This window comes from Anaeromyxobacter sp. K, assembly GCF_000020805.1.
GTDB lineage: Bacteria > Myxococcota > Myxococcia > Myxococcales > Anaeromyxobacteraceae > Anaeromyxobacter > Anaeromyxobacter dehalogenans.
Genome location: NC_011145.1, coordinates 2531657 through 2556633 on the forward strand (window position 1 = coordinate 2531657; position 24977 = coordinate 2556633).

At 73.6% G+C, this 24977-nt stretch carries 22 protein-coding genes; 6 read left to right on the plus strand and 16 right to left on the minus strand.

Annotated features, from left to right (window positions below; genetic code table 11):
• Positions 1–22 precede the first annotated feature (22 nt).
• The 6 genes from ANAEK_RS11285 to ANAEK_RS11310 form a co-directional block, all read right to left on the minus strand.
• A complete protein-coding gene (locus ANAEK_RS11285; RefSeq protein ID WP_012526277.1) occupies positions 23–340 on the minus strand; it encodes a hypothetical protein in 318 nt (105 codons plus the stop codon).
• Between the two features lie 12 nt (positions 341–352).
• Entirely contained in the window at positions 353–562 is a 210-nt protein-coding gene (locus tag ANAEK_RS11290) for a hypothetical protein (protein WP_012526278.1), read from the minus strand.
• Between the two features lie 12 nt (positions 563–574).
• On the minus strand, positions 575–838 hold the full coding sequence (locus ANAEK_RS11295; protein ID WP_012526279.1) for a hypothetical protein: 264 nt from the start codon (positions 836–838) through the stop codon (positions 575–577).
• 114 nt (positions 839–952) lie between these two features.
• Positions 953–1351 (minus strand): thioredoxin, encoded by a 399-nt coding sequence (gene trxA, locus ANAEK_RS11300; RefSeq protein ID WP_012526280.1) that lies wholly within the window; start codon positions 1349–1351, stop codon positions 953–955.
• A 144-nt stretch (positions 1352–1495) separates the two neighbouring features.
• On the minus strand, positions 1496–2053 hold the full coding sequence (locus ANAEK_RS11305) for a response regulator transcription factor (RefSeq protein ID WP_011420663.1): 558 nt from the start codon (positions 2051–2053) through the stop codon (positions 1496–1498).
• On the minus strand, positions 2050–3408 hold the full coding sequence (locus ANAEK_RS11310) for an ATP-binding protein (RefSeq protein ID WP_012526281.1): 1359 nt from the start codon (positions 3406–3408) through the stop codon (positions 2050–2052). The genes ANAEK_RS11305 and ANAEK_RS11310 overlap by 4 nt, the downstream gene beginning before the upstream one ends.
• Positions 3409–3539: 131 nt before the next feature.
• Here ANAEK_RS11310 and ANAEK_RS11315 point away from each other — a divergent pair, with 131 nt between their 5' ends.
• Both ANAEK_RS11315 and ANAEK_RS11320 read left to right on the plus strand, forming a co-directional pair.
• The gene (locus ANAEK_RS11315; RefSeq protein WP_012526282.1) at positions 3540–3836 is read left to right on the plus strand and encodes a DciA family protein; all 297 of its coding nucleotides are present in this window, start codon (positions 3540–3542) and stop codon (positions 3834–3836) included.
• 5 nt (positions 3837–3841) lie between these two features.
• Positions 3842–5503 (plus strand): CAP domain-containing protein, encoded by a 1662-nt coding sequence (locus ANAEK_RS11320; RefSeq protein ID WP_012526283.1) that lies wholly within the window; start codon positions 3842–3844, stop codon positions 5501–5503.
• Between the two features lie 4 nt (positions 5504–5507).
• Here ANAEK_RS11320 and ANAEK_RS11325 read toward each other — a convergent pair whose 3' ends face one another.
• On the minus strand, positions 5508–5732 hold the full coding sequence (locus ANAEK_RS11325) for a hypothetical protein (protein ID WP_012526284.1): 225 nt from the start codon (positions 5730–5732) through the stop codon (positions 5508–5510).
• 277 nt (positions 5733–6009) lie between these two features.
• Here ANAEK_RS11325 and ANAEK_RS11330 point away from each other — a divergent pair, with 277 nt between their 5' ends.
• Positions 6010–8208 carry a lytic transglycosylase domain-containing protein gene (locus ANAEK_RS11330; protein WP_232288188.1) on the plus strand — a complete coding sequence of 733 codons (2199 nt, stop codon included), beginning with the start codon at positions 6010–6012 and terminating at the stop codon, positions 8206–8208.
• A gap of 9 nt (positions 8209–8217) precedes the next feature.
• On the opposite strand, the gene ANAEK_RS11335 is transcribed toward ANAEK_RS11330, so the two are convergent.
• The gene (locus tag ANAEK_RS11335) at positions 8218–9084 is read right to left on the minus strand and encodes a ribonuclease D (protein WP_012526286.1); all 867 of its coding nucleotides are present in this window, start codon (positions 9082–9084) and stop codon (positions 8218–8220) included.
• Positions 9085–9327: 243 nt separating this feature from the next.
• Positions 9328–10260, minus strand: a complete 933-nt coding sequence (locus ANAEK_RS11340) for a pseudouridine-5'-phosphate glycosidase (protein ID WP_012526287.1) — start codon at positions 10258–10260, stop codon at positions 9328–9330.
• Positions 10261–10356: 96 nt separating this feature from the next.
• Here ANAEK_RS11340 and ANAEK_RS11345 point away from each other — a divergent pair, with 96 nt between their 5' ends.
• The 3 genes from ANAEK_RS11345 (at position 10357) to ANAEK_RS11355 (ending at position 12027) form a co-directional block, all read left to right on the plus strand.
• On the plus strand, positions 10357–11121 hold the full coding sequence (locus tag ANAEK_RS11345) for a lysophospholipid acyltransferase family protein (RefSeq protein WP_012526288.1): 765 nt from the start codon (positions 10357–10359) through the stop codon (positions 11119–11121).
• Between the two features lie 64 nt (positions 11122–11185).
• On the plus strand, positions 11186–11659 hold the full coding sequence (locus tag ANAEK_RS11350) for a hypothetical protein (RefSeq protein ID WP_012526289.1): 474 nt from the start codon (positions 11186–11188) through the stop codon (positions 11657–11659).
• 5 nt (positions 11660–11664) lie between these two features.
• A complete protein-coding gene (locus ANAEK_RS11355; RefSeq protein ID WP_012526290.1) occupies positions 11665–12027 on the plus strand; it encodes a response regulator transcription factor in 363 nt (120 codons plus the stop codon).
• A 10-nt stretch (positions 12028–12037) separates the two neighbouring features.
• Here the strand turns inward: ANAEK_RS11355 and ANAEK_RS11360 are convergent, their stop codons facing one another.
• From ANAEK_RS11360 to rplL, 7 genes are all read right to left on the minus strand, one after another.
• A complete protein-coding gene (locus ANAEK_RS11360) occupies positions 12038–12514 on the minus strand; it encodes a hypothetical protein (protein WP_012526291.1) in 477 nt (158 codons plus the stop codon).
• Positions 12511–13818 carry a FliI/YscN family ATPase gene (locus tag ANAEK_RS11365; protein ID WP_012526292.1) on the minus strand — a complete coding sequence of 436 codons (1308 nt, stop codon included), beginning with the start codon at positions 13816–13818 and terminating at the stop codon, positions 12511–12513. The genes ANAEK_RS11360 and ANAEK_RS11365 overlap by 4 nt, the downstream gene beginning before the upstream one ends.
• Positions 13815–14417 carry a FliH/SctL family protein gene (locus tag ANAEK_RS11370; protein WP_012526293.1) on the minus strand — a complete coding sequence of 201 codons (603 nt, stop codon included), beginning with the start codon at positions 14415–14417 and terminating at the stop codon, positions 13815–13817. The genes ANAEK_RS11365 and ANAEK_RS11370 overlap by 4 nt, the downstream gene beginning before the upstream one ends.
• Positions 14418–14608: 191 nt before the next feature.
• Positions 14609–15334: an RNA polymerase sigma factor RpoD/SigA gene (locus ANAEK_RS11375; protein WP_011420650.1), complete on the minus strand. Its 726-nt coding sequence runs from the start codon at positions 15332–15334 to the stop codon at positions 14609–14611.
• A gap of 429 nt (positions 15335–15763) precedes the next feature.
• Positions 15764–19948 carry a DNA-directed RNA polymerase subunit beta' gene (gene rpoC / locus ANAEK_RS11380; protein ID WP_012526294.1) on the minus strand — a complete coding sequence of 1395 codons (4185 nt, stop codon included), beginning with the start codon at positions 19946–19948 and terminating at the stop codon, positions 15764–15766.
• Positions 19949–20048: 100 nt separating this feature from the next.
• Positions 20049–24317 (minus strand): DNA-directed RNA polymerase subunit beta, encoded by a 4269-nt coding sequence (gene rpoB / locus ANAEK_RS11385; RefSeq protein WP_012526295.1) that lies wholly within the window; start codon positions 24315–24317, stop codon positions 20049–20051.
• 223 nt (positions 24318–24540) lie between these two features.
• Entirely contained in the window at positions 24541–24918 is a 378-nt protein-coding gene (rplL, locus tag ANAEK_RS11390) for a 50S ribosomal protein L7/L12 (protein WP_012526296.1), read from the minus strand.
• Positions 24919–24977 lie beyond the last annotated feature (59 nt).

A 24977-nucleotide genomic window follows, 5' to 3' on the forward strand; every position in this document is an offset into this window, starting at 1 on the left:
CTTCCGCACAGGTGCCCCGGCACTACCCTATCGAAAGCCAACACGAGAGCCACGGCAGGCGCCGGGCTCCGAACCAGAGCAGAGAGGGAGATCCAATGAGGTATTTCGGATGGGGTACGGTGGCCGGCCTGGGCATGGCCGGGCTGCTCGTCGCGGCGCAGCCGGCGAGCGCGCAGGGGGCCACGGGCGGCTCGACGACGTCGGGCTCGTCGACGACGGATCGCGACGATCGGACCGGCACGACGACCGGCAGCGGCAGCATGGGGACGGGCAGCTCGAGCACCACCGGCAGCGGCTCGAGCGACACCTCCACCTCGGGCAGCACCGGCTCGGGCAGCACCGGCAGCTCGAGCTACGGCACCGGGTCCTCGAGCGACATGGGCACCGGCTCGTCGGCGTCGAGCACGGGCAGCACGATGCGCACCCACCAGCTCACCGGGACGGTCCAGAAGTTCGACAAGGACACCAAGGAGCTGACGCTCGCGAACTCCGACAGGAAGCTCCGGATCAGCGACGACACCACGGTCACGAAGGACGGCCAGATGGCCACGCTGACCGACATCCAGGAGGGCGATCAGGTCCGCGCCAGCTTCTCGGGATCGGGTGACACCGTCACCGTGAAGACGCTCGAGGTGATGAGCGCCGGGTCATCGGGCCGCAGCGGCTCCGGCAGCACGAGCGGCTCCGGCAGCAGCAGCGGGTCGGGCAGCATGGGCGGCTCCGGCTCGAGCACGGACACGGGCAGCACGAGCGGCTCCGGCAGCTCGACCGGCTCGGGCTCGTCGACCGACACCTCCGGCACCGGCGCGGCCGGCTCCGGCGGCGGGACCTCGGGCACCAGCACTCCGAGCACCGGCGGGACGAAGTAGCCCCGCGAGGCCCGGAGACTCGAAGGGCGGGTGGCCTCGCGGCCATCCGCCCTTCCTCTTTGCGCCGGCCGCGGGGGACGGGATCAGGCCGAGGCGCTGCTGCGCTTCGCCGCCTCCGCCTCCTGCGCGGCGACGTCGGCGCGGACCTTGTCCATGTCGAGCGCGCGCACCTGGCGGATGAGGTCCTCCAGCGCGGCCTCGGGCAGCGCGCCGGCCTGCGAGAAGAGCAGCACCTTGTCGCGCAGGATCATCAGCGTGGGGATCGACCGGATGTCGAACGCCGCCGCGAGCTCCTGCTGCTCCTCGGTGTTCACCTTCCCGAAGGTGAGGTCCGGGTGCTTGCCCGCGACCTTCTCGTACGTGGGGCCGAACGACCGGCACGGGCCGCACCAGGTGGCCCACCAGTCGATGAGGACGATGCCGTCCTTCTCGACCACGTCCTTGAAGTTCTGCGAGGTGATCTCGACCGTCGCGTGCGCCATGTCTCCGTGCCTCTCCGCGCCCGCCGTCCATCGGCCTCCGGGGCGCTGACACGGAGTTCGACCCCGGCGCGGGGAAAAGGGTTCGCCGCGCGCCCCCGCCCTGGCGGGAGGGCGCGCGGCGGGCCGGCGTCGGCGGGCGGGGCGCTACCTCGCCGGCGGGTACTTGTGCAGCTTCCGCTGCAGCGAGCGGCGGTGGATGCCGAGCCGCCGCGCCGCCTCGGAGATGTTGCCGCCGCAGTCGGTGAGCACGCGCTGGATGTGCTCCCACTCCGCCCGGGCGAGCGAGGGCGTCTCGATGCCCTTCTCCTTGGCGGTGTTGGTGCCGTTCAGCGCGGCCAGGATCTCGTCCGCGTCGGCGGGCTTGGGCAGGTAGCCCACCGCGCCCTCGCGCACCGCCTCGACCGCCGTCGCGATGCTCCCGTAGCCGGTGAGCATGAGCACGCGGGTGGAGGGATCCTGGCGGCGCAGCTCGCGCAGGATCTCCAGGCCCGAGCCGCCGGGCATGCGCAGGTCGAGCACCGCCATCTCCGGCGAGTCGCGGGTCGCCTCGCGCATCGCCTCCTCGGCGGAGCCGGCGGTCCGGACCTCGTACCCGCGGGCGCGGATGGCGGTGGCGAGCCGCTCGCGCAGCACCTCGTCGTCGTCCACCAGCAGGATGCTCGGCAACGACTCGCGGGTCACTTCGGGCGTCATCGTGTTCATGGACTGCTCCTCTCGCCGGCGGTCGACACCGGCAGCTCGAAACGCGCCTCCGTCCCGTCCCCCGGGGTGGAGGTGATGTTGAACTCGCCGCCGAGCTGCTCGGCGAGCGCCCGGGTGAGGAAGAGGCCCAGCCCCATCCCCTCCCCGGGGACCTTCGTCGTGAAGAACGGCTCACCCACGCGCGACAGCACCTCGGGCGTCATGCCGCGGCCCCGGTCGCGCACCGTGATCTGGATCCGGCCGGGCGGCGCGGTGACGAGCAGCGTGACCTGCGCCTCGGCGGGCGACGCCTGGACCGCGTTCTTGAGCAGGCCGCGCAGCGCCTCGGCGAGCCCGCGCTGAGGCCCCACCAGCGAGGCGGCCTCGGCGCTCGGGTCGATCCGCACCTCCACGCGCTGCGGCCAGCGGAACCCGTCCAGCGCGGCGTCCACCCAGTCGCGCGCGCGCATCTGCGCGAACGGCTCGCCCACGTTCTCGCCCGCGTGCGCCGCCATGCGGTCGAGGATCTCGCGGCAGCGCGCCACCTGGTCGCGCACGAGCTGCAGGTCGTCGTGGAGCTCGCTCGAGGCGTCGGCCGGGATGGCGCGCTGCAGCTCCTTCGCGACCACCGCGATGGTGGAGAGCGGGGTGGAGAGCTCGTGCGCCGCACTCGCGGCGAGCGTCGCCAGGGAGGCGAGCTTCTCGCGCCGCTGCGCCTGGGAGCGCGCGGCCTGGAGCTCACCCTCGCGTGCGGCGAGCGCGCGCGTGACCCGCTGGACGAAGAACACCACGAACACCGCGGCGAGCGCGAACGCGACCCACATGCCGCGCAGGTGCGCGGCCATGGTCTGCGCGTGGTCCATGTGGGTGCGGATGTGGTGGCTCACGCCGGCGAAGTGCTCGTGCACGAACAGCGACGCGAAGCCCGCCAGGCTGGCCGCCATGAGCAGCCACGACCAGGCGGACGGCAGCAGCACCGCGGCCAGCGCTACGTTGACGAGGTAGAGCGTCGAGAACGGGTTGGACGCGCCCCCGGTCAGGTCGAGCAGCACCGTCAGGACCGCCGCGTCGATCAGCATCACCAGCGCGATGTCCCGGTCGGTCACCTGCGCGCGGCGCGCCCAGGCGCCCAGCACGACGTTCCCGATGACCTCCAGGACCATCACCGCCACCAGCGTGCCCATGGGCAGGCCGATGTGCGTCCACGACTGCGCGCCCACCACGATGGTGGCCTGGCCGAGGATCGCCCACCAGTGAAGCTGGACGAGCCACGACAGGTTCAGGCGGCCGCGCTCGTCGCCGGCGGCGCTGCGCGCAGGGGACCGGTTCGGGTGCGGCGCCGTCCCGGCCGCCGCCGCCAGGTCCCCCGCTGCCATCTCTCCTTGCGCCACGGCAATCCCCCGAGAACGACGAGAGGTTAGCACAGGGGGGCCCCGCCGGAGCACGGCGCGGCCCGGTGTCGCACCACGGCTTGACGGCGCCCAAGCATCCCCCTAACGTCGCGGCGATGCGTGGCCGCCGCCGCACCGTCGCCGCCGCCCTGGCCGAAGCGCTCGCGCGGCGCCCGGAGGCGCAGTCCGCCGCGCTCGCGGCGGCCTTCGCCGAGGCCTGCGGCCCGCGGCTCTCCCGCGAGGTGTCGATGCGCGGACGTCTCCGCGACGGCCGGCTCCTGGTGCTGGTAAGCTCCCCCGAATGGGCGACCCAGGTGACCGAGCTGGCCCAGCTGCTGTGCGAGCGCGTGAACGCGCGCATGGGGCGGGCGGTGGCGCTCGGCCTCGAGATCCGGATCGGGCCGGAGCGCTGATCGGGATGCGGCGATCCCGTCCCGCCCGCCGGTCCGCCGCGCGCACCGCGCTCGCGGCCGCGCTGGCGGTGGTGGCCGGCGCCTGCGCGGGGCCGGCGCGCGCGCCCTCCCCCGCCGTGCCGCCGGCCGCGCCGACGAGCGCGTCCCCTCACCCGGCCCCTTCGTCGGCCGCGCCCGCGCCCTCCGCGGCCGAGCCGCCCGGCACGGCCTACGGCCGCGAGCCCGCGGTCCAGGCCACCCGGGTGGAGACCGAGGCGCTCGGCGCCGCCGCGGGCCGCCTCGCCGCGCGCGGCGCCCCGCGCACCTCGGCGGCCCTCTCGCTCGCCGCGCGCGAGCTCGCCGCCCTCGCCGCGACCGGCGCGGAGGAGCCGCTCGCCCGCGAGCACCTCCGCGGCGCGCTGGCGCGCGCGGGCGCCTACGACCCCGCGCCGGCGGCCTACCTGGTGCGCACCGCGCCCGACCGCGCGGCCGCGGCCCTCGCCGACGTCATCCCGCGCGGCACCGCCACGCACGTGGGCGCCGGCGCGGCGCAGGCGGACGGGTCGGCGTTCGTGGTGGTCCTGGCGTCGGACCGCAAGGTCCGCCTCGAGCCGGTCCCCCGCCGCGTGGCCGAGGGCGCCACGGCGACGATCGCCGGCGCGCTGCTCGGCGGCCTCACGCGCCCGCGCGTCTTCGTCACCTCGCCCGCGGGCGCCGTCCACGAGGAGGCGGTCTCGGGCGGCCCGGACGGCTTCCGGGCGCGCGTCGCGTTCGCCGCCGCCGGGCGGCACGTGGTCGAGGTGCTCGCGCACGGCCGCGGCGGGCCCGAGGTCGCGGCCCTGCTCGAGGTGCAGTCCGGCGCGCCCGCGGCCCCCGCGGCGCAGCCGGTGCCCGCGCGGCGGCCCGCGCCGGAGCCCGGCGACGCCGCGGCCGCGGAGGCCGGCGTGGTGCGCGCCATCAACGCGCTCCGCGCCGCGCGCGGGCTCCAGGCCGTGACGGCCGCGCCCCGGCTCACCGAGGCCGCCCGCGCGCACAGCGCGAACATGCTCGCGCAGGGCAAGGTGGCGCACGTGCTCCCGGGCACGGGCGAGCTGGTCGAGCGCCTCGCCCGCGCGCGCATCGCCTACCGGCGCGCCTACGAGAACGTGGCCCGCGCCTCGACGGCGCTCGAGGCGCACCAGGCCGCGGAGGAGAGCCCGGCGCACCTCGGCAACCTGCTCCAGCCCGGCGTGTCGAGCGTGGGCGTCGGGATCGCGCGGGGCCGGCTGTCGTCCGGCGACCCCACCGTCTACCTGACCGAGATCCTGATCGAGCCGCCGGACGACGGCGGCGGCTCGCGGCTCACGCCCGACGCGCGGGTGCGGGAGGCGATCTGGGCCGAGCGCGCGCGCCTGGGGCGGGCGCCGCTCACCGCCGACCTGCGCCTCGACGCGCTCGCGCGCGAGGCCGCGGTGGGCATGCGGGCGCGCGACGAGACCGACCCGGGCGACGTCGAGGTGCGCGCGCTGAAGCTCCGGCGCCGGATCGCCGCGGTGGACGTGTTCGTGGTGAGCGGTCCGGGCGAGGCGGCCCGCTCCGCGAACGTGGGCGACGGACGCTTCGCGCGGGTGGGCGTGGGCGCGGTGCAGGGGGACAGCCGCCGGTTCGGGCCGGGGCGGCTGTTCGTCGCGGTGATCTACACGGACTGACGGATCAGACGAGGCGACGCTGGGTGGCGTAGCTCTCGATGCCGCCCTCGACCTCCGGCTCGGCGGCGTGGAGCTGGCAGCGCGTGCAGGTCCAGCTGTTCCAGCCGCGCTTCACCGCCTCGTCGAGGCAGCTGTCGTAGAAGTTGCAGAACAGGTTCCGGTGGCCTTCGACGCCGCGATCGGGGTTGATGGGTGTGGTGAGCTCGGTGGGACAAGGCTTGGCGAGCACGTGGACTCCTCTGACCGGCCCGGCGGCCGGCCCTCGGCGGCGCGACGGGGCGCCGACGCCGCCGCCCGTCCAGCGCCACGACCCCTCCCCGAGGCATGGCGCGCCGCCTTCCGAAGTTGAAAGACTCGAAGCTCTCGCCCGGCCGACAGGCGGCCAGGCTGCGCGCGCTATATCGCGCTCCCGCATGCAGCCCGTCAAGGCCCCCACATCCCCCCTAGGGGTCCCCCTTCCCACCTGGGCGGAAAGCATCCGTAGGCCCGGGGCTTACCTCGCCCGCGTGCGCGGCCGCCGCGCGCTCCTCGCCTGCGCCCTGCTGCTGGCGGCCCGGCCCGCGTGCGCGGCCCGGTCCGTCCCGGAGCCGCTCACCGACTGGCTCGCCGGCCTCGGTGACGCGGCCCAGGCGCTGGCCGGCGGGCAGGCGGACGCGTCCGCCGCGGCGGCGCGCCGCGCGTTCTCGGCGCGGCCGCGGGGGGCGGCGGGCGCGCGCGCGCAGGCGGCGCTGGGCCTCGCGCTCGCGGAGGCCGGCCGGCCCTCCGAGGCGGCCGAGGCGCTGGAGGTGGCGCTCGCCCCGGCGATCGCGCCGGCGCGGCCGCACCTCGCGTTCCTGCGCGGCCAGGCGCTGCTCGCGTCGGGCGAGCCGCACGCGGCGGCGCGGCTGCTGGAGCAGGCCGGCGCCGACCCGCGCCTCGCGGTCGCGCGGCGCGCCCGCTTCCTCGCCGGCGAGGCGCTGGTCGAGGCGGGGCTCGCCGCCGAGGCGGTGGCCACGCTCGACGCGGCGCTGCGCGCCTGGCCCTCCGATCCCGCCGCGCCGGCGGCGCGGCTCGCCCTCGGCCGCGCGCTGCGCGCCGCCGGCGACGAGGCGCGGGCGGCGGAGACCTGGCGCGCGCTCTGGCTCGAGGCGGACCTGCCGGAGGCGCGGAGCGCGGGCGAGCTGCTCGCGGCCTGGCGCGCCGCGGGCGGCCCGGTGCCGCTCGCCACCGCCGACGATCACCTGGCGAGGGCCGAGCGGCTGGTCGCGACCGCCCGGCCCGACGACGCGCTCCAGGAGCTCGCCGCGGCACGCGAGGCCGACCCCGAGGTGGTGGCGGGCCGCGTCGAGGTGCTGCGCGCCGCGGCGCTGGTCGGCCTCGGGCGGCACGCCGAGGCGGCGCGGGTCGCGGCGCCGTTCGCGGACGATCCCGACCCGGGGGTGCAGCGCTCGGCGCGCCTCGCGCTGGCGCGGGCCGCGGCGCGGGCCGGCCGCGTGGACGAGGCCAGCCGGCGCTACCGAGAGGTGGCCGCCTCCGACGCGCCCATCGCCGGCCTGCCCGAGTGGCGCCAGCGCGACCTGGGCGACGAGGCGGCGTACCTCGCGGCCTGGCTCCACTACGACGCGGGGGACTACCGCCGCGCGGCGGCGGAGCTGGACGCGTTCGCGCGCGCGTACCGCCGCACCTCGCGGCGCGTGGACGAGGCGCTCTGGTTCGCCGCCTGGTCGCGCTACCGGCTCGGCCGCACCGCCGACGCCGCGCGCGCGTTCGCCCGCCTGTCGCGCGGCCCGTTCGCCGACGCCGCCGCCTACTGGCAGGGCCGCCTGGCGAGGGACGCGCGCCGCGGCGCCAGGTTCCTGCGCGCCGCCGCGGCCGGCGCCGATCCCTGGTACGCGCTGCTGGCGCGCGCCCGGCTCGAGGCGGCCGGGATCGCCGCGGCGCCGCCTGCGGCGTCGCCCCCGCGGCCGCTGCCCGACGCCGCGCCGGCCGCCGCCGCCGGGCAGCTCGCCGTCGCGGTCGAGCTGATGGGGCTCGGGCTCGAGGACGAGGGGCTGGACGAGCTCCGGCAGCTCGCCCGCGGCGGCGCCGCCCGCGCCGCCGCGCCGCTCGTGGCGCAGCTCGCGGCCCACGCCGGCGACGCGGAGCTGCCCTTCCGCATGGCGCGCGACTTCCTCGGGCAGAGCGCGCGCACGCTGCGCTGGTCCCACCCCGAGCCGTACCCGGAGCTGCTCCCGGCCCGCGCGCGCGCGTTCGGCGTGGACCCGGCGCTGGTGCTGGCGGTGATGCGGCGCGAGTCGAGCTTCCGTCGCGCGGTGCGGAGCGGCGCCGGGGCCGAGGGGCTGCTGCAGCTCCGGCCGGTCACGGCCGAGCGGCTGGCGGCGCTGCTGGGCGTCCCCGGCGGCGTCGGCGACCGGCTCGATCGGCCCGAGGTGAACGTGGCGCTCGGGGCGCACTACCTCGGCCTGCTCGGCGCGCGCTTCGCGGACCCGGCGGTGGTGCTCGCCGCCTACAACGCCGGCCCGGGGCCGGCCTCGGAGTGGGCCCGGTCGCGGGCCGGCATGCCGCTCGACGCCTGGGTGGAGTGCATCCCGTACCGCGAGACGCGCCAGTACGTGAAGGTCGTGCTGTCGGACTGGGACGTCTACCGCCGGCTCTCCGGCGGCTCGGCGGCGCCCATCGACCCCGCGCGGCCGGTGGCGGCGCCGGCCCCCGGCGTCGGGTTCTAGCGGACCGCCCTACCCCGCCGCCTTCAGGGCGGCGGCGATCGTCTCCCCCATGCGCCCGAGCACCGACGGCGTGACGCCCGGGATGGCGGCGAGCGCCTCGCGCGTGGCCGGGCGCCGGCGCGCGATCTCGAGCATCGCCGGCTCGCCCAGCACCTTGAACGGCGGCCGGTCCGACGCGCGGGCCCGGTCCTCGCGGGCGATCCACAGCGCGCGCAGCACCGCCTTGCCGGGCGCGTCGAGCTCGCGGGACCCCTTGATGCGCCGCCAGCCCTCCGGGTCGAACACGCGCTCGCGCGCCACGACCGAGGCGATGCGCTGCGACTCCTTCCACGCCTCCTCGAGCGCGCCGCGGGTGGCCAGCTCGCCGGTGAGCAGGTCGAACAGCGGCAGCAGGAAGTGCGTGTCGAGCGCGGCGTAGGCGAGCTGATCGGGGGTGAGCGGGCGCCGGCCCCAGTCGGATCGCTGGAATGCCTTCGAGAGCCGCACGCCGAAGTGCGCCTCCACCAGCGCCGAGAGGCCGAGGCCGGGCCGCCCCAGCCGCCGCGCCGCGATCATCGTGTCGAACAGGCGGGGGATGCGCCAGCCGTACTCGCGGTGCAGGCAGCGGACGTCGTAGTCCGCGCCGTGCAGCACCACCTCACGCCCGTCGCACAGGATCTCCCCGAGCGGGCGGACGTCCACCGAGATGGGGTCCACCACGAAGTCCTGCGCCCGGGTGGAGAGCTGCAGCAGGCACACCCGCTCGCGGTAGACGTGGAAGCTGTTGGACTCGGTGTCGAGCGCCAGGACGCGCTCGCCCGCCAGCGCGTCGAGCAGCCGGGAGAGCGCGTCGGGATCGGAGACGAAGACGGGGCTGGGGCGCGGAGCGGCGGACATCGGACGCGGCATTCTAGAGGAGACCGCGCCGCGCGGCTCACGATTCGCCCCGGAATCCGCCGCGCGCCCGCCCCGGCGCTCAGAGCGCGTGAATCAATCCCCGGACCGAGCCAGGCGGTCGAGACGCGAGCAGCGCGAGGCGCGACGACCGAGCATGCCCGTCGGCATGTGAGGGAGGAGCAACGACGCGATGCGACGCGGATCGGCCGCCGCGGCGACGGGAGGGGATTGTTTCACGTGCTCTCAGCGCGCCGCGGCGGCGAGCGCCACCGCCACCTCGCCGGCGACCGAGGCGTTCCGCTCCAGCAGCGCCAGGTTCGCGGTGCGGGCGCGCCCGCGGGTGGCCCGGGAGACGGCCTCCAGCAGGAACGGGGTCACCGCCTTGCCGCGGATCCCGCGCCCGCGCGCGTCCTCCAGCGCCGCGGCGATGGCCGCCTCCACCACCTCGCGCGGCACCGCCTCGGGCGGCGGGACCGCGAGCAGCACGCCCTCGCGCCGGCCCAGCGCGTCCCAGTGCAGCCGCAGCACCCGCGCGGCCGCGGCGGCGTCCTCCACCCGGTGCTCGAGCGCGATGCCGCTCCCGTCCGAGTAGAACGCGGGCAGCTCCGAGGTGCGCCAGCCCAGCACCGGCACGCCGAGCGTCTCCAGCGCCTCGGCGGTGGCGGCCAGGTCCAGGATGGCCTTCGGCCCGGCCGAGACCACGCAGACCGGCGCCCGCGCCAGCTCGGCCAGGTCGGCGGACACGTCGGCGGCGCCCGCCGCGGGCTCCCCGGGCGCGAGGCGGTGCACGCCGCCGATGCCGCCGGTGGCGAAGACGCGGATCCCGGCGAGCGCGGCCACCGCGGCGGTCGCGGCCACGGTGGTGCCGGCGTCCCGGCCGGCGGCGCAGAGCGCGGCGAGGTCCCGCGGCGACGCCTTGGCCGGCCGCCGCGCCGGATCCGCGAGGCGCTCCAGCGCCGCGTCGTCGGCGCCGACCACGACCGCCCCCGCGACCACCGCCACCGCCGCCGGCACCGCCCCGGCGGCCCGCACCGCGGCGGCGCAGCGGCGCGCCGCCTCCAGGTTGTGCGGGGGCGGGAGGCCCTGGGCCACCACGCTCGTCTCCAGCGCCACCACCGGACCGCCGGCGGCGAGCGCCGCGCGGACCTCCTCGGCCAGCCTGACGGGAGGGTTCACCGGAACAGTCTAGCGCCCCGGGCGCCGCCCGGGCGCGTGCTATATACGCCCCGCCCCGGGCCGCCCTGCCCGGCCGGCCCGGTCCGAGAGGCACTCATGCTGGCGCGCGCCCGCGGCTTCGTCGTCCTCGTCTACTGCGCCATCTCGATGGCGTTCTTCTTCTTCGTGAGCCTGCCGGTGATGCTCCTCACCGGCTCGGGCGACCTGCCGATCTGGTTCGCGCGGTTCGCCTGGTCCCCCTCGAGCCTGTGGCTCGCCGGCTCCCGCGTGCACCTCGAGCCCATGCCGTCGCTGCCGGACGGGCCGCTCATCTTCGCGTCGAACCACGAGAGCGCGCTCGACATCTGGGTGCTGTTCAAGGTCCTGCCGCGCAGCGTGCGGTTCATCGCCAAGGCCGAGCTGTTCCGCCTCCCGGTGTTCGGCGCGTACATGCGGCTCGGCGGCCACGTGCCGGTGGACCGCAGCAACCACGTCCAGGCGGTCCAGTCGCTGCGGCAGGCCGGCCAGGTGGTGCGCGCCGGGACCTCGCTCATCGTGTTCCCCGAGGGCACGCGCTCGCTGGACGGCCGCGTCCACCCGTTCAAGAAGGGCCCGTTCGTGGTCGCGATGGAGGCGGGCGTGCCGGTGGTGCCGGTCGCCATCTCGGGCAGCGGGAAGGTGACGCCCAAGCGGATCATCGCCATCTGGCCCGGCCCGATCCGCGTCGCGGTGGGCGAGCCGGTGAGCCCGGCCGACTTCCCCGACAAGACCGCGCTGCTCACCGAGGTGCGCCGGCGGGTGATCGCGCTGCACCGGCGGATCGGCGGCGCGGGCGGCGACGAGGCCTCGGCGGTCGCCACGGTGGGCATGGAGGGCGTGTGAGACAGGGCGGACGCGGGCCTACCCGCTTGTCCCGCCGCGCCGGCGGGCGGTAGGCTCGGCCGCCATGAAGGAGACGCTCCGTCCCGACGCGGTGGCCGCCGCGCAGCGGGTGACGCACCTCGCGCGCGACCTGGCCCAGGACGTCGCCGACGGCTACCGGAAGTCCACGCGCGGCTTCAGGCTGCGCGCCGCGGTGGTCGCCTCCTGGGCGCTCCTGTCGCTCGGCACGGTGTGGGTGGCGTGCCCGTCCTCCGGTCCGCGCAACGCGCTCGGCGCCGAGGTGCGGATGAGCGACGAGGTCATCGGCACGCAGATCATGGTGTGGAACGCGTCGGACCGGATCTGGACCGACGTGGTGCTCACGCTGGAGGGCGGCTGGAGCTTCCGCACGCCCACGGTGCGCGACGGGCAGAAGCTGGTCCTCGCCACCAGCCGGTTCGAGAAGGACGGCGCGCCCGCCCCGGCGCACCTGAAGCCGCGGTCGCTCCGGGTGGAGTGCAGCGAGGGCAGGCTGGACGCCCCCCTGGCGCAGAGGTGACGCGCGTGCCCACGCCCCGCGTCCTGCTCGTCGACGACGACGCCGCCATCTGCGAGTTCCTCGCCACGCTGCTCGAGCTGGAGGGGCTCGCGCCGCGCGTCGCGCCGGGTGCGCAGGAGGCGCTCGGCGCGCTCGCCGACGCGGACGCGGTGCTCCTCGACGTGGCCATGCCGGGGATGGACGGCCTGGAGCTGTGCCGGCGCATGCGCGCGGCCGGCTTCGGCGGGCCGATCCTGGTCGTCTCGGCGCGGCCCGGCCCGGACCTGCCGCGCAAGGCGGTCGAGGCGGGCGCGAGCGGCTTCGTCCGCAAGCCGTTCGACAACGCCGAGCTGATCGCCTGCCTGCGCGGCCTGCTCGCCGCCGCCTGAGCCGCGCGCGTCACGGCTCGCGGTCGGGCGGCCCGGCGCCGCCGCGGTCGTCCTGCTCGGCCTCCGCGGCCCGGTCGGCCCGGCGCCGGCGCTCGGACTCCCACTCGGCGCGGCGCCGCCCGAGCACCTCGCGGGCGCGCGACGCCGCCCTCAGCGCGGCGAGCGCGCCGTCGAGCGCCTCGCCCCGGGCGGCCACCTCCACCTCCGCGCCGCGGAGCGCGGCCGCGAGCGCCTCCGCCTCGTCCCGCAGCCGCGCGGCGTGACGGACCGTGGCGGCGAGCGCGGCCGCGGAGGCGCGGGCCGGCAGCTCCCGCCCGCGCGCCGCCGCCTCACCCCGCGCCACCTGGAGCGCGGCCGCGCGCCGCGCGCGCTCCGCCTGCGCCGCCTCGAGCTCCCGCTGCGCCGCGGCGACCGCCGCGCCCGCCGCGTCCTCCTCGCGGCGGCGGAGCGCCTCCAGCGCCGCGAGCGGGAAGGCGTCGCCGCTCACCCGGCCAGCGCCTCGAGCCGCCCGAGCGTCTCCTCGAGCGGCGCCGCCTCGCCGAGCGGCTGCCGGAGGAACGCCTCGATCGCCGGCAGCCGGGCCAGGGCCAGGTCCGCCTCGGGATCGGCGCCGGCCCGGTAGGCGCCGAGCGCCACCAGGTCGCGCACCCGGGCGTGCGCCGCGAGCAGCGCCCGCACGCGGCCCGCCGCCGCCAGGTGCGCCGGGGCCGCCACCGCCGGCATGACGCGCGAGAGGCTCTGCAGCGGGTCCACCGCCGGGAAGCGGCCGCCGGCCGCCACGGCGCGGTCGAGCACCACGTGGCCGTCGAGGATGCCGCGGACCTCGTCGGCGATGGGCTCCTCGAGGTCGCCGCCCGCCACGAGCACCGTGTACACGGCGGTGATCCCGCCGCGGGCGCGGTTGCCGGCCCGCTCCAGCAGCCGCGGCAGCGCCGCGAACACCGAGGGCGGGTAGCCCTGGCGCGCGGGCGGCTCGCCCGCCGCGAGCCCGACCTCGCGGAGCGCGCGGGCGTAGCGGGTCACCGAGTCCACCAGGAGCAGCACCCGGTCGCCGCGCTCCGCGAACCACTCCGCCACCGCGGTGGCCACGTGCGCCGCCTTCAGGCGCACCAGCGCCGGCGCGTCGCTGGTGGCCGCCACCACCACGCTGCGGGCCAGGCCCTCCGCGCCCAGCGGGCCCTCCAGGAACTCGCGCACCTCGCGCCCGCGCTCGCCCACCAGGCACACGACGCACAGGTCGGCGCGCGCGCCGCGGGCGAGCTGGCCGAGCAGCGTGGACTTCCCCACGCCGGAGCCGGCGAACAGCCCGATCCGCTGCCCCTCGCCGGCGGTGAGGAGCCCGTCCAGCACCCGGACGCCGAGCGGGAGCGGCGCGGCCACGGCGCGGCGCGTGAGCGGGTTCGGCGCGGGCCGATCCACCGCCCACTCCTCCAGCCCGGCCGGCAGCGGCGCGCCGTCGAGCGGCCGGCCCAGGCCGTCCAGCACCCGCCCCAGCAGCCCGGGCCCGGCGCGGATGGTGTGCGGGCGGCCGGTCGGGACGACCTCCGCGTCGAGGCCGACGCCGCCGAGGTCGCCGAACGGCACCAGCACCGCCCGGTCGTCGCGCAGGCCGACCACCTCCGCCTGCAGCGGCTCGCGCCCGGGCGCGCGGATCTCCACCGCCTCGCCCTGCCGGACGCCGCCCACCGCCGCCTCCAGCACCAGGCCGGTCAGGCGGGTCACCCGCCCGCGCAGCGGCAGCGGCGCGGCCTCCCCGAGCGCGGCGCGCACCCGCCCCAGGTCCACGGTCACGGCGCCTCCTCCAGCGCGCGCTCCAGCGCGGCGAGCTGGGCCTCCACGCGCGCGTCGATGCGCCCGGCCTCGGTCTCGACCACCACCGCGCCGCGCGCGAGCGCCGGGTCCTCGCGCAGCGCCGGCCCCTCCGGCCGCGCCAGGAGCGCGGCGAGGCGCGAGCGGGCCGGCTCGGCGCGCAGCAGCGCCGCGTCCGCCGGGCTCGCCCGCAGGATCACCTCGCGGCGATCCCGCGCGCGCGCCAGCGCCTGCGCCGCGAGGTCGGCCACGGCCTCCGGGGCCGCCGCCAGCTCGCGCCCGAGCAGCTGGCGGGCCACGTCGAGCGCCAGGCGCGCCACCTCGCGCTCCAGCCCGGCGAGCCGCGCCGCGCGGGCCTCCCCCGCGGTCGCGAGCGCCGCCGCGGCCCGGGCCAGCCCCTCCTCGCGGCCGGCCCGAGCCGCCCCGGCGTGGATCGCCTCCCGCTCCGCGGCGGCCGACTCGAGCAGGCGCGCGGCCTCGGCGCGCGCGTCCTCCAGGAGCGCGCGCGCCCGGGCGCCCGCCTCGTAGACCGCGCCCTCGATGCGACGGCTCCCCGGCCCGTCCTTCAGCACCCTGGACATGCGCCCTCCGCGCCGGGCGCGATTCTACTACGGGTAAGGCCCGGACCCGCACGCTCCGCGAAGCGGCCCCGTCGCCCGCGGCACACGGCCGGGCCGCCGCCCCGCCTGGATATGACGAGGCCCGCCTCCGGTGCGGGGGCGGGCCTCGGGGTGCGCCGACGGAGGCGGCGCGGTGCGTTGCGCTCGCGCGACTACGCGGCGTCGCGCTCGACCGGCTGGAGGTAGCGGTGCAGGAACTGCTTGGTCTTCAGCTCGACCTGGCGGACGCGCTCGCGCGACACGCCCCAGCGCTTGCCGATCTCCTCCAGCGTGCGCGGCTGGTCCTGCTCGAGCCGGTTGTGGACGATGTCCCAGCCCAGCTCGCCGATCCGCTTGCGCACCTTGCCGAGCGCGTCGCGGACCTCGCGGTCGCCCTCGCCGGAGAGGTAGGTGTCCTCCGGCCCGGGACCATCGTCCTCGATGCGCTCGAGGTGGGTGGCGTCCCCCTCCTCGTCGATGGCGCTGTCGAGCGACAGGTCCGGCTGCGCGACGGTGCCGCTCTGCGGCCGCACCGTGGAGCGCGCCTCCTTGAGGTACTTCCCGATGTAGGCGCGGATCCACCACACCGCGTACGTCGAGAAGCGCGTCCCGGCGTGCGGGTCGAACTTCTCGACGGCGCGCATCAGGCCGACGTTGCCCTCCTGGATCAGATCGTCGAGCCGGACCGTGCCGCGGCGCTGCTTGCGCGCGATGGCGACCACGAACGCGAGGTTGTGGCGAACCAGCTTCTGCTTCGCCGACACCTCGCCCTTGCGCGCCCGGATGGCCAGCGCGTGCTCATCCTCGCGGGTGAGCGGCGGGAAGTCGCGGACCGCCTTGAGGTAGGGGGCCAGCTCATCGAACTCCTTGCTGCCTCTCTGCGTGCTCGCCGTCCTCATTCCGTTGCCTCTCTACCTGTCCTGTCCTGCGTCAATCCATCTCGGGGAGGTTACGTAACGTCAGGTTAAAATAATGGACCGAACCAGTCAAGTAGCCCGGAACCGACCGACAGGACGGACTTCTTCGCCGTCCACTCCTCTGCCGACCCGCCACCGCCTCCGGATTCCGCCAATATGAACATGAGCCCGGAATCCGCATTCCGGTCCCATGCGAGCGCCCGCCTGTCCCACGTCAAACCACTGGACTTGCGGCAGATCAAGTCGAAACCGAACTCCGATCGGGGCGGCCCAGGCGCGACACCCCACCACAGCCGATAAGCGGGTGCTTACCGGTCCGGACAACTTCATGCGCCCGATCAAAAAGGAAAGGGCCCGGCCCCTTCTGGGACCGGACCCTTGGTCGCGGCGAGGCGTTCGCCGGGCGGCTCGCTACTCCTCCGCCCCGACGGCCAGGGCCTCCTCCGCCTCCTCGACCGCGTCCACCGGGGTCTCCACCTCGATGTCGAGGTGCTTGTACGCCCCGAGGCCGGTGCCGGCCGGCACCAGGCGGCCCATGATGACGTTCTCCTTGAGGCCGCGCAGGTAGTCGACCTTGCCGCTGATGGCGGCCTCGGTCAGCACCTTCGTGGTCTCCTGGAACGACGAGGCCGAGATGAAGGACTCGGTCGAGAGCGACGCCTTGGTGATGCCGAGCAGCAGCGGCTCGCCCTGGGCGGCGCGGCCGCCGGCCTTCAGCACGCGCTCGTTCTCCTCCTCGAACGCGAACTTCTCGACCTGCTCGTCCGCCAGGAACTCGGTGTCGCCCACGTCCACGATCCGCACGCGGCGCAGCATCTGCCGCACGATCGTCTCGATGTGCTTGTCGTTGATCTTCACGCCCTGGAGCCGGTAGACCTCCTGCACCTCGTCCACCAGCCAGCGCGCGAGCTCCTTCTCACCGAGCACCCGCAGGATGTCGTGCGGGTTCGCGGCGCCGTCCATGAGCGCCTCGCCCGCGCGGACGCGGTCGCCGGTGTGGACGGAGATGTGCTTGCCCTTGCCGATCAGGTACTCCTTCGCGAGATCGGGCCGGAGCTTGCTGTCCACCTCGGGCGTGATGACCACCTTGCGCTTGCCCTTGGTGTCCTTGCCGAACGCCACCACGCCGTCGATCTCGGAGATGACCGCGTGCTCCTTGGGCTTGCGGGCCTCGAAGAGCTCGGCGACGCGCGGGAGACCGCCGGTGATGTCCTTGGTCTTGGTGGTCTCGCGGGGCATCTTGGCGATGACGTCGCCGGCGTCGACCTCGTCGCCGTCGTTCACCACCAGGTTCGCGCCCTCCGGCAGCATGTAGCGGGCGTCCGCGTCGGAGTTGGCGAGCTTCTTGGTCCTGCCCTCCTCGTCCTTGATCGAGATGCGCGGGCGGGCGTCGGGGTCCTTGGAGGCGATGACCGCCTTGCGGGCCAGGCCGGTGATCTCGTCCACCTGCTCGCTGATGGTGACGCCGTCGACGAGGTCGCCGTACTTCACGCGGCCGGCCACCTCGGTGATGATCGGCATCGAGTAGGGATCCCACTCGGCCAGCAGCTGGTTCGCCTCGACCTTCTGGCCCTCTCGGACCAGCAGCTTCGCGCCGTACACCACGCCGTAGCGCTCGCGCTCGCGGCCCTGGTCGTCGGTGACGATGATCTCGCCGTTCCGGTTCATCACGATGAGCGTGCCGTCGCGCTTCTTGGCCACGCTCACGTTGTTGAACTTGATCAGGCCGGCGTTGCGGTTCTCGATGGTGGACTGCTCGGCCCGCCGCGACGCCGCGCCGCCGATGTGGAACGTCCGCATCGTCAGCTGGGTGCCCGGCTCGCCGATCGACTGGGCGGCGATGACGCCGACCGCCTCGCCGATGTTCACCTTGCGGCCGCGGGCGAGATCGCGCCCGTAGCACTCGACGCAGATGCCGCGCCGCGCCTGGCAGGTGAGCACCGAGCGGATCTTCACCTTGTCGATGCCGGCGTTCTCGATGAGCTTGACCTTGCCCTCGTCGATCTCCTCGTTCGCCTTCACGAGCACGTTGCCGGAGAACGGATCGAGCATGTCGTCGAGCGCGACGCGGCCGAGGATGCGCTCGCCCATCGGCTCGATGATCTCGCCGCCCTCGACCAGCGCGCCGAGCGTGATGCCGTCCATCGCGCCGCAGTCGTACTCGGTGATGATCGCGTCCTGGGCCACGTCCACCAGGCGGCGGGTCAGGTAGCCGGAGTTCGCGGTCTTGAGCGCGGTGTCGGCGAGGCCCTTGCGGGCGCCGTGCGTCGAGATGAAGTACTGGAGGACGTTGAGGCCCTCGCGGAAGTTCGCCGTGATCGGGGTCTCGATGATCTCGCCCGACGGCTTGGCCATCAGGCCGCGCATGCCGGCCAGCTGCCGGATCTGCTGCGCGGAGCCGCGGGCGCCCGAGTCGGCCATGATGTAGATCGGGTTGAACGACGGCTGCCGGCGCTCCTCGCGCTTGCCGTCCTTGCCCGTCCCCACCGCGGTCTCGGTCCCGATCTCGCCCATCATCTCCTGCGCCACCTCCTCGGTGACCTGGGCCCAGATGTCGATGACCTTGTTGTACCGCTCGCCGATGGTGATGAGGCCCTCGGTGTACTGGGCCTGGATGTCGTCCACCTCGCGCGTGGCGCGCTCGAGCAGATCGACCTTCTTCCGCGGGATCACCATGTTGTCGAGCGCGATCGAGATGCCGGCCCGGGTGGCGTTCCCGTAGCCCATCGACCGCACGCGGTCGGCGAGGAGGACGGTCTCCTTCTCGCCGCAGAGGCGGTAGGTCAGGTCGATGAGGCCCTGCAGCTGCTTCTTGTCCATCACCTTGTTGATGGACTCGAAGGACAGCCGGCGCGGGACGATGTCGTAGAGCAGCACGCGGCCGACGGTGGTCTCGACCCGCTTGCCGTCCATGCGGACCCAGACCTTCGCCTGCAGGTCCACCTCGCCCTGGTCGTACGCGGCGCGGACCTCCTCCGGGCTCGCGAACACCTTGCCCTCGCCGCGCGCGAACGCGCGCTCGCGGGTCATGTAGTAGATGCCGAGCACGATGTCCTGCGACGGCACGATGATCGGCTTGCCGTGCGCCGGGGACAGGATGTTGTTCGTGCTCATCATGAGCACGCGGGCCTCCATCTGCGCCTCGATGGAGAGCGGCACGTGCACGGCCATCTGGTCGCCGTCGAAGTCGGCGTTGAAGGCGGTGCAGACCAGCGGGTGGAGCTGGATCGCCTTGCCCTCGATCAGCACCGGCTCGAACGCCTGGATGCCCAGGCGGTGGAGCGTGGGGGCGCGGTTCAGGAGCACCGGGTGCTCGCGGATCACCTCGTCGAGGATGTCCCAGACCTCGGGGCGCTCCTTCTCCACCATCTTCTTCGCGCTCTTGATGGTGGTGACGTACCCCTTCTCCTCGAGCTTGTTGTAGATGAACGGCTTGAACAGCTCGAGCGCCATGATCTTGGGCAGGCCGCACTGGTGGAGCTTGAGCTCCGGGCCGACCACGATCACCGAGCGGCCGGAGTAGTCCACGCGCTTGCCGAGCAGGTTCTGGCGGAACCGGCCCTGCTTGCCCTTCAGCATGTCGGAGAGCGACTTCAGCGGCCGCTTGTTCGGGCCGGTGATGGTCTTGCCGCGCCGGCCGTTGTCGAACAGCGCGTCCACCGCCTCCTGCAGCATCCGCTTCTCGTTGCGGATGATGATGTCGGGGGCGTTCAGCTCCTGGAGCCGCTTCAGGCGGTTGTTGCGGTTGATGACGCGCCGGTAGAGGTCGTTCAGGTCGGAGGTCGCGAAGCGGCCGCCGTCGAGCGGGACCAGCGGGCGGAGGTCCGGCGGGATCACCGGGATGACCTCCAGCATCATCCACTCCGGCTTGTTGCCGGACGCGACGAACGCCTCCACCACCTTCAGGCGCTTGGCGATCTTCTTCCGCTTCGCGTCGCTGGTGGCCTCCTTCATCTCGGCGCGCAGCTCGTTCGCGAGGCCGGGGATGCCCTCGCCGTGCTCCTTGCTCGCCGGGCCGACGCCGCGGAGCAGGCCGAGCACCGCCTCGCCGCCCATGCCGGCGGAGAACGCGTCGTCGCCGAACTCGTCGAGCGCCTTCTGGTAGCGGTCCTCGGAGAGGAGCTCGCCGCGCTGGAACGTCGTCTCCTTCGGGTCGATGACGATGTACGACTCGCAGTAGAGGACCTTCTCCAGGTCCTTCAGCGTGATGTCGAGCAGGTTGCCGATGCGGCTGGGCAGCGACTTGAGGAACCAGATGTGCGCGACCGGGGTGGCCAGCGTGATGTGGCCGAGCCGCTCACGGCGCACCTTGGACTGGATCACCTCGACGCCGCACTTCTCGCAGACCACGCCCCGGTGCTTCATGCGCTTGTACTTGCCGCAGTTGCACTCGTAGTCCTTCACCGGGCCGAAGATCTTCGCGCAGAAGAGGCCGTCCCGCTCCGGCTTGAACGTCCGGTAGTTGATGGTCTCCGGCTTCTTCACCTCGCCGTGCGACCACTGCCGGATCTTGTCCGGGCTCGCGAGCGAGATCCGGATGGCCGAGAACGAGAGCGGGTCCTTCGGCTTCTCGAAGAAATTGAAGATGTCCTTCACGTCGACTCCCTGGAAAGCTGGGAAACCTGATCAGCACCCTCGCGCCGGCCCCCTCCCCGCCCTGGCGGGGAGAGGGAGGGCGCGGCCCCGGACGCGCGCGCTACGCGCTGCTCTTCTCCCCCGACGCGACCGCGCCGCGCGGCGCGCCCAGCGGGCCGCCGCCGAGGTCGCGCTCGGCGGCCTCGCGCGCCGCCTGCGCCTCCGGCGTCTCGAGCAGCTCCACGTCGAGCGCGAGGCTCTGGAGCTCCTTGATCAGCACGTTGAACGACTCGGGCAGCCCGGACTCGAGCGTGTTCTCGCCCTTGACGATCGCCTCGTACATGCGGGTGCGGCCGACCACGTCGTCGGACTTCACCGTGAGGAACTCCTGGAGCGAGTAGGCCGCGCCGTAGGCCTCCATCGCCCAGACCTCCATCTCGCCCAGGCGCTGGCCGCCGAACTGGGCCTTGCCGCCCAGCGGCTGCTGCGTGACGAGCGAGTACGGCCCGATGCTCCGGGCGTGGATCTTCTCGTCCACGAGGTGGTGCAGCTTCAGCATGTACATGACGCCGACCGTGACGTCCTGGTCGAACGGCTCGCCGGTGCGGCCGTCGAAGAGGATGGACTGCAGCGTCGCGGAGCCCTCCTCCATGAGGGCCTTCATCTCGTCCTCGCGAGCGCCGTCGAACACCGGCGTCGCGACGTGCATGCCGCGGCGGAGCTTCTGCACGAGCTTCGGCAGCTCCTTCTCCGGCACGTCCTCGATGAGCGCGGCGAGCCGCTCGCCGACGGGGCCGCCCTCGGTCCCGGCGAACGCCGCCTTCAGCTTCTTGCGCAGCGGGTCGGCGCCCCACTCCTTCTCGATCATCTCCTGGAGCCGGAGGCCGACGTTGCGCGCGGCCCAGCCCAGGTGCGTCTCGAGGATCTGCCCGACGTTCATGCGCGACGGCACGCCGAGCGGGTTGAGCACGATGTCCACCGGGGTGCCGTCCTCGAGGTACGGCAGGTCCTCCTCGGGCAGCACGCGCGAGACCACGCCCTTGTTGCCGTGGCGGCCGGCCATCTTGTCGCCGACGGCCAGCTTGCGCTTGATGGCGACGTACACCTTCACCATCTTGATCACGCCCGGCGGCAGCTCGTCGCCCTTCTTCAGGCGGCCGATCTTCTCGCCGAAGAGCAGCTTCACGAGCTCCTTCTGCTCCTCGAAGTTCTCGATGATCTTCCGCGCCAGGTCCTGCACGTCGCCGGCGACGGCGATCTCGCCCCAGTAGCGCTGCGGGACGGTGTCGAGCAGCGCGTCGTCGAGGACGTCGCCCTTCTTCAGGAGCTGCTCGCCCTTGTCGTCCACCAGGCGGGCCGTGACCTCCTTGCCGAGGAGCAGGCGGCGGATCTTCTGGAACGCCGAGTCCTGGATGATCTTGATCTCGTCGTTCTGGTCCTTGAGGAGCTTCGCCTCCTCCATCTCCTCGATGGCCTTGGCGCGCTCGTCCTTCTCGACGCCCTTGCGGCTGAAGACCTTGGCGTTGATCACCGTGCCGGAGACGCCCGGCGGCACGCGCAGCGAGCTGTCGCGGACGTCGCCGGCCTTCTCGCCGAAGATGGCGCGGAGGAGCTTCTCCTCCGGCGAGAGCTGGGTCTCGCCCTTCGGCGTGATCTTGCCGACCAGGATGTCACCGGGCTTCACCTCCGCGCCGATGCGGATGATGCCGGACTCGTCGAGGTCCTTGAGGGCCTCCTCGCCGACGTTCGGGATGTCCCGGGTGATCTCCTCCTTGCCGAGCTTGGTATCGCGCGCGACGCACTCGAACTCCTCGATGTGCACCGACGTGAACACGTCCTCCTTGATGAGGCGCTCGGAGAGGAGGATGGAGTCCTCGAAGTTGTAGCCCTGCCACGGCATGAACGCGACCACCACGTTCTGGCCGAGCGCGAGCTCGCCCATCTCGGTGGCCGGGCCGTCGGCGATGACGTCGCCCTTCTTCACCCGCTCGCCCGGCTTCACGATGGGCTTCTGGTTGATGCAGGTGTTCTGGTTGGAGCGCTGGTACTTGATGAGGTTGTAGATGTCGACCTCGTTGGCGACGTCGGTCGCCGAGGTCGGCACGTCGGCCTTCACCACGATGCGCGAGGCGTCCACCGACTGGACCACGCCGTCGCGCTTCGCGACCGTGGTCACGCCGGAGTCCCGGGCCACGATGGCCTCGATCCCGGTGCCCACCAGCGGCGCCTGCGTGCGGAGCAGCGGCACGGCCTGGCGCTGCATGTTGGAGCCCATCAGCGCGCGGTTCGCGTCGTCGTTCTCGAGGAACGGCACCAGGGAGGCGGCCACGGACACGAGCTGGTTCGGGCTCACGTCCATCAGGTCCACCTCGTCCGGGCGGACGTAGATGTACTCGCCCTCCTTGCGGCACCAGACCTTCGCCTCGGTGAAGTTGCCCTTCTTGTCCACCGGCGCGTTCGCCTGGGCGATGATGTGCTTCTCCTCCTCGAGCGCGGAGTAGAAGGTCACCTCGTCGGTCACCCGGCCCTTCTCCACCTTGCGGTACGGCGTCTCGACGAAGCCGTACTCGTTGACGCGGGCGTAGGTGGACAGCGACGCGATCAGGCCGATGTTCGGGCCTTCCGGCGTCTCGATGGGGCAGATGCGGCCGTAGTGCGTGGAGTGGACGTCGCGCACCTCGAAGCCGGCGCGCTCGCGGGTCAGGCCGCCGGGCCCGAGGGCCGAGAGCCGCCGCTTGTGCGTGACCTCGGAGAGCGGGTTCGTCTGGTCCATGAACTGCGAGAGCTGGCTCGACCCGAAGAACTCCTTGATCACCGCGGTCACCGGCTTCGCGTTGATCAGGTCGTGCGGCATGAGCGTCTCGATCTCCTGGAGGCTCATGCGCTCCTTGATCGCCCGCTCCATGCGCACCAGGCCGATGCGGTACTGGTTCTCGAGCAGCTCGCCCACCGCGCGGACGCGGCGGTTGCCGAGGTGGTCGATGTCGTCGACGTCCTTGTTCGGCTTGCCGTTCTTGAGGTCGATGAGGAAGCGGACGACCTCGAGGATGTCGCGCTTGGTGAGGACCGTGTTCTCGAGCGGCTCCTCGATGCCGAACTTGTAGTTCAGCTTGAGGCGGCCGACCTTCGACAGGTCGTAGCGCTCGGCGTTGAAGAACAGGTTCACGAAGAGGTTCGTCGCGGTCTCCGGCGTCGGCGGATCGCCCGGGCGGAGGCGGCGGTAGATCTCCATGATCGCCTCCTCGGGCGTGGAGATCTTGTCCTGCATGAGCGTGTCGCGGAGCGCGGGCAGGATGTTCAGGTTGTCGATGAAGAGAACCTTGAACTCGTTGATGTTGCGCTTGCGCAGCTCCTCGACCTTGGCCTCGGTGACCTCCTCGTTCACCTCGAGGAGCACCTCGCCGGTGGTCTCGTCGACCACGTCCTCGGCGGAGATCTTCGTGTAGACCTCCTCCGGCTCCACCGGGAGCGACTTCATCTTCGCCGCGACCAGCTTCTTGATCGCGCTCTCGGTGTACTTGCGGTTCTTCTTGACGATCACCTCGTTCGACTTGGGATCGCGGATGTCGCGCGTGGCGCGCTGGCCCTTGAGCAGGTCGGGCACGAGGTCCTTCTCGTACTTGCCCTTCCCCTCGATCCGGATCGTCTCGGTGTCGTAGTAGTACTTGAGGATCTCCTCGGCCGACCCGTGGAACTCCACCGGGTCCTTCTTGGCCGTGTCCGGCGTCGCGCCGAGCGCGCGCAGCAGCACCGTGGCCGGCAGCTTGCGGCGCCGGTCGATGCGGACGTAGAGGATGTCCTTGTGATCGAACTCGAAGTCGATCCACGAGCCGCGGTACGGGATGATCCGGGCGTTGTAGAGCAGCTTGCCGGACGAGTGGCTCTTGCCCTTGTCGTGGTCGAAGAACGCGCCCGGGGAGCGGTGGAGCTGGCTGACGACGACGCGCTCGGTGCCGTTGATGATGAAGGTCCCGTTCTCCGTCATGAGCGGGATCTCGCCGAAGTAGACCTCCTGCTCCTTGACGTCGCGGATCGACTGCGCGCCGGTCTCCTCGTCCTTGTCCCAGACGACCAGGCGGACGACCACCTTGATGGGCGCGGAGTAGGTCATCCCGCGCTGGTGGCACTCGTCGACGTCGTACTTGGGCTTCTCGAGGTGGTAGCTCACGAACTCGAGCGAGCTGGTCTCGTTGAAGTCCTTGATGGGGAAGACCGACTTGAAGACACCCTGAAGGCCGGTGTCGTCCCGCTTCTCCGGCGGGACGTCGGCCTGCAAGAACTTGTCGTAGGAGAATTTCTGGATGGCGATGAGGTTGGGGATCTCGGCGATCTTGTTGATCTTCCCGAAGTTCCGCCGGATCCGGAAGTTGTTCTGAATCGTCGTCGCCATCGATTTCGGTCCTCTTTCCCCAACGAGACCCGCCACAAAAGGGTCTAGCCGGCCGCCGGGCCGGCTATCCTGCGTCGCCCGGCCGAGCGGCCGGAAATCCAGGAATCGTTGATGGGATGGGGGTTTGTAACGGCTCGACCCTCGCCCGTCAAAGATTCCAACGTGGGCCACGGCGGGGCGGCTTGCAACCCCGCCCCGCCGTGCCCAGCAACGGCGAACGGTCCTACTTGACCTCGACCTTGGCGCCAGCGGCCTCGAGCTTCTTCTTGAGCTCCTCGGACTCGGCCTTGGCCACGCCGGCCTTGACCTCCTTCGGCGCGCCCTCCACCAGGTCCTTGGCCTCCTTGAGGCCGAGGCCCGTGATCGCGCGGACCTCCTTGATCACGTTGATCTTGTTCGCGCCGGCGTCCACGAGGACCACCGTGAACTCGGTCTTCTCCTCGACCGGCGCCGCGGCGGCGGCCCCGCCACCGGCGGCCACCATCACCGGCGCGGCGGCGGCGGACACGCCCCACTTCTCCTCGAGCTGCTTCACCAGCTCCGCGGCCTCCATGATGGTCAGGCCCGAGAGCTGCTCAACGATCGCATTCAGATCGGCCATTGCTTCTTTCCTCTTCTCTCCGCCGGGCCGTCCCTGACGGCCCGATGCGTCTCTTTGGC